The following is a 2,728-nucleotide window of genomic DNA, read 5'->3' as shown; positions in this document are numbered from 1 at the left end:
TCCGGTCTTGATACTGCCAGCCGTAATGCACTCAACAATGATTTTACGCAGCTGCGTGATCAAATTACTTCAATCGTTCAGAACGCCGAATTTAACGGCACTAACGTTGTGAACACTGGTGGTGATGCGATTGTAGCGATTACCAATGATAGTGGTACAAACACCATTACAGTCGGTGCGCAAGATCTGTCACTTGGTGGCGGTAACGTAACAATTACTGCTACTCAGGACATTAACACACAAACAGAAGCTGCAGCAGCGGTAACGGCGATTGATGCGTCAATTGCAAACGTTAACACCTCACTGTCTGCATTGGGTTCAGGTTCAAACCGACTTGAGCTACAGCAAACGTTTGTAACGCAACTGTCTGACTCAATCGAAGTTGGTATTGGTAACCTTGTAGACGCCGACCTTGCACAAGCAAGTGCAGATCTGCAGTCGTTGCAGGTACGACAACAGCTTGGCCTACAAGCCTTGTCGATTGCAAACCAGGCACCATCGGCAGTTCTCAGCTTGTTCCGATAAACTACTCCTATTTAATATTTTCGACAAAGGGCCCCATGGGGCCCTTTTTTTATGGCTTCCTATCTACCTACCCCATAATAATCGGGGTTTCTTGGTAAGAAAAAAGTTCCCTAAATACGGCACTTTTTGCTTCTTACTGACAACCTGAATATCCCAATGCCTATTTAATCCTTATCTTTCAGTATGTTAACAATGGCATATTCTTTGCGAATATGAGCGCGTGAGCAGAAAGGCTCAGAACATATTCTCAAAAGGAGACGAAACATGGCTTTCTCAGTTAATACAAATGGCGCAGCCCTATCAGCACTACAGAACTTGAACAATACGGCGGCCAGGCTAGAAAGAACGCAGACTGAACTAAACACGGGGTTAAGCGTGGCTTCAGCGAAAGATAATAGTGCGATTTTTGCCATTGCGCAGACATTGCGGAGCGAAGTGGCAGGATTGAACGCAGTTCAATCTTCACTTGATCGCGCACAATCATCTATCGATGTTGCTCTTGCAGCTGGTGAAGCTGTATCTGACCTCTTAATCGACCTTCGTGAAAATGCGGTTGCGGCATCAGACTCTGGTCTTGATACTGCTAGCCGTAATGCATTGAACAATGATTTTACGCAGTTGCGTGACCAGATTACGTCTATCGTCCAAAATGCCGAATTTAACGGTACTAATGTTGTTAATACCGGCGGTGATGCGATTGTTGCGATCACCAATGACAATGGTTCAAACACCATTACAATTGGTGCGCAAGATTTGTCACTTGGTGGTGGTAATGTAACAATTACTGCTACACAGGATATTAACACACAAACAGAAGCTGCAGCAGCGGTAACGGCAATTGATGCGTCAATTGCGAACGTTAACACCTCACTGTCTGCTTTGGGCTCAGGTTCAAACCGGCTTGAGCTACAGCAATCGTTTGTTAATAAATTATCTGACTCAATTGAAGTGGGTATTGGTAATTTGGTAGACGCTGATCTCGCAGAGGTATCTGCTGATCTGCAGAGTTTACAGGTTAGTCAACAGCTTGGGCTTCAAGCCTTGTCTATCGCTAACCAGGCTCCGCAGGCAGTACTCAGTCTGTTCCAATAATCAACTAATCCGGTGGGCTACGGCCCACCGGTTAATTATAAAATTTAAATGACCCGAACTCGGCAGAATTTTCCTAGCTGAGCGCATTTACATGGGCCAATTGTGCCTAGCCGGAAAATATTGCCTAGACTTTGCCCCTTTTAAGCACTTATTCATGCAAATATTACCTATTATATTTCAAATAGTTAAATGAATAGGCAGTTTTTTCCGCCTTTGGCATTTCTTTTGCATCACTTATTTCGAGACAAAAGGTCTCTACGAGCAAAATGCTCGATATAACTCCAAAAAGGAGAAGCAAAATGGCTTTTTCAGTAAACACCAATGCAGGTGCGTTCGCTGCCCTGCAAAACCTTAATCGTACAGTTTCTGATCTTGGAACGACACAAAACCGGATTAACACTGGTCTTCGTGTTGCATCTGCGTCAGATGATGCTGCAACATTCGCAATTGCGCAAACACTGCGTAGTGAAGTTGCTGGCCTAAGTGCGGTTAGCTCCTCACTTGATCGTGCTCAGTCAACTATTGATGTTGCTCTTGCAGCCGGTGAAGCTGTATCTGACCTGTTGATCGAACTGCGTGAAAATGCAGTTGCTGCATCAGACTCCGGTCTTGATACTGCCAGCCGTAATGCACTCAACAATGATTTTACGCAGCTGCGTGATCAAATTACTTCAATCGTTCAGAACGCCGAATTTAACGGCACTAACGTTGTGAACACTGGTGGTGATGCGATTGTAGCGATTACCAATGATAGTGGTACAAACACCATTACAGTCGGTGCGCAAGATCTGTCACTTGGTGGCGGTAACGTAACAATTACTGCTACTCAGGACATTAACACACAAACAGAAGCTGCAGCAGCGGTAACGGCGATTGATGCGTCAATTGCAAACGTTAACACCTCACTGTCTGCATTGGGTTCAGGTTCAAACCGACTTGAGCTACAGCAAACGTTTGTAACGCAACTGTCTGACTCAATCGAAGTTGGTATTGGTAACCTTGTAGACGCCGACCTTGCACAAGCAAGTGCAGATCTGCAGTCGTTGCAGGTACGACAACAGCTTGGCCTACAAGCCTTGTCGATTGCAAACCAGGCACCATCGGCAGTTCT

The 2,728-nt window shown here is 45.3% G+C and carries 3 protein-coding genes; all 3 read left to right on the top strand.

Annotated elements, in window-relative coordinates; translation table 11 throughout:
* Positions 1-525: flagellin (locus tag OEU88_RS17535; RefSeq protein ID WP_262696509.1), on the top strand; the 525-nt coding region annotated here is incomplete at its 5' end.
* Between the two features lie 264 nt (positions 526-789).
* Positions 790-1,617 carry a flagellin gene (locus OEU88_RS17530; protein WP_262696508.1) on the top strand — a complete coding sequence of 276 codons (828 nt, stop codon included), beginning with the start codon at positions 790-792 and terminating at the stop codon, positions 1,615-1,617.
* 299 nt (positions 1,618-1,916) lie between these two features.
* On the top strand, positions 1,917-2,728 hold an 812-nt coding region (locus tag OEU88_RS17525), incomplete at its 3' end, for a flagellin (protein WP_262696507.1).

Source organism: Kordiimonas aquimaris (assembly GCF_025574485.1).
Classification (GTDB): Bacteria; Pseudomonadota; Alphaproteobacteria; order Sphingomonadales; family Kordiimonadaceae; genus Kordiimonas; species Kordiimonas aquimaris.
Note: the sequence above shows the minus strand (reverse complement) of the source record. Positions and strands in the feature narration are given on the sequence as shown.